Origin of the sequence: Frankia nepalensis, assembly GCF_016786325.1 — a bacterium.
Lineage (GTDB): Bacteria > Actinomycetota > Actinomycetes > Frankiales > Frankiaceae > Pseudofrankia > Pseudofrankia nepalensis.
Genome location: NZ_JADWYU010000350.1, coordinates 1 through 1,590, shown reverse-complemented (window position 1 = coordinate 1,590; position 1,590 = coordinate 1). Strand labels below are relative to the sequence as shown.

At 74.8% G+C, this 1,590-nt stretch carries 2 protein-coding genes; one reads left to right on the top strand and one right to left on the bottom strand.

The genetic code is table 11. The features are described from left to right. Positions 1 to 491 (bottom strand): FHA domain-containing protein (locus I6A81_RS41135; protein WP_203010520.1); only part of this gene is annotated, 491 nt, incomplete at its 3' end. Between the two features lie 449 nt (positions 492 to 940). Here I6A81_RS41135 and I6A81_RS41130 point away from each other — a divergent pair. Further along, complete coding sequence (locus tag I6A81_RS41130; RefSeq protein ID WP_202999530.1) at positions 941 to 1,444, top strand: hypothetical protein; 504 nt, start codon at positions 941 to 943, stop codon at positions 1,442 to 1,444. Positions 1,445 to 1,590: the final 146 nt, after the last annotated feature.

The window sequence follows — 1,590 nt, the reverse complement described above, 5'->3', positions numbered from 1 at the left end:
GTCGACGTGGTCTTCACGACCATCCCGCCGCCGGACACGACCCCGCCCGCCGTGACCGCCGTCTCGCCACTGTCGGGGGGGGGGGGGGGGGGGGCCGCCGCGCCCCCCCCGCGTCCGTCCGCCGGGCGGCGCTGCCGCACCCGCAGCCGCAGCCCGCCAGCGCGCCCCATCAGCTCGAGCTCGCAGACCGCGGTCAGCAGCGGCTGGGCGAGCGCGGCCTGGCCCGTGGGGCGTTTCGGCACCACCCGCGGCGCCGTTCCGGGCTCGAGGATCACGAGGCCGTGCGAGGTCGAGTCGTGGCGTAGCCACACCCAGCCCGCCTGCATGAACAGCAGCCCGGCGTGGGCGGAGACCCGGGGGTCGGGAATGTGAATGTGCCGGTCCGGGGCGCGCCCATAGGCCAACAGCCGGCCCTCGCGCAGCGCCCACGACCGGTTTCCGAAGCTCACCTGCGCGTTGGTCGGATGGTGCACGGCCCAGCCTCCGGTCATTGCCTGGCGTTTCCATGGCGGTCTGGGGATGACCCGCCTCGCGGTATCCCGCGCCGGCCCGCGCGCCGGCCGACGCGTCGCCGCGCGGTGGACCGTTCCGCGCCGCCGGAATACGTCCGCCTGACGGCCGGAGCGGGTTCGGCCGCGGATGAGGACCACGACCCCGTCTCGGGAAGACGCCGCCTCGGGAAACAAGACGCCGCCTCGGGAAATTGTCGGGCCGGCCCGCGCTGAGGGGCGGGGAGGGGTCCTCACCGCGTCGAGCCCGCCGGCCGTTCACTGCTCTCGGGCCGATTCCCGGCCGCGACCGACCAGGCCACCGACAAGGGCGACGAGCCCGTGCCGGCCGCGAGTGCCGAACCCATGGAGTACCGATCCATGCGGTTTTCCCGCGCGGCGCGGCGCGTGGCCGCTCTGTTCGTGCGGCCGACCTGTGAAGGGAGACGTAGATGTCAACCATGGACCTGGCGGCACCCCAGCCGCGCACCCGCCCGGCGGTGGGCCGCCCCTGGCGGCGCGCGATCGGCCTGCTCCTGGCGGCGCTCACCCTGGTCTCCGGGCTCGTGATCGCCGCCGCCGACTCCGCCGACGCCGCGGTCGTGCCGAACCTCGGCAAGAAGTGCGTGGGTGTCAAGGTGGAGCGCTGCTTCTGGATCAACTTCGACACGACGGAGCGGCGGGTGCGGGCGTACGCCACGGTCCGCGACACGGGCGAGGAGACCAACTACGACGTGGCTGTCAGGAACATCCGAGTGGTGACCCCCTCCGGGAACTCGTACGGCCTCGTCGCCGACACGGACGGCTGGTGGAACGTGACGGACGAGGGCCACAGCAACCTGGTGAAGTGCTCGGACATCGGCAGGAGCGTGTACGCGGTGGCCGAGGTCAGCTGGCGCAGCGGAAACGGCACCGAGACCCGGACCGAGCGCAGCGCGCTGGCGACGGTCTGCTGACGTAGCGCGCTGGCGTCGGCGCCCCGGTCAGGCCGGAGGGCCGCTCCGACTCCGGCGCCGGCCGCGGCCAGCGCGCGGCCCGGCCCGGGCCGCGGGGCCCGACGACGCCGCGCCGGCGGACCGTGAGGCCCGTGGCCGACGAAGCA

What these genes read in the sequence shown, in the direction of transcription:
- I6A81_RS41130 (WP_202999530.1), top strand. Translation starts at nt 941, where the DNA reads ATGTCAACCATGGACCTGGCGGCACCCCAGCCGCGCACCCGCCCGGCG.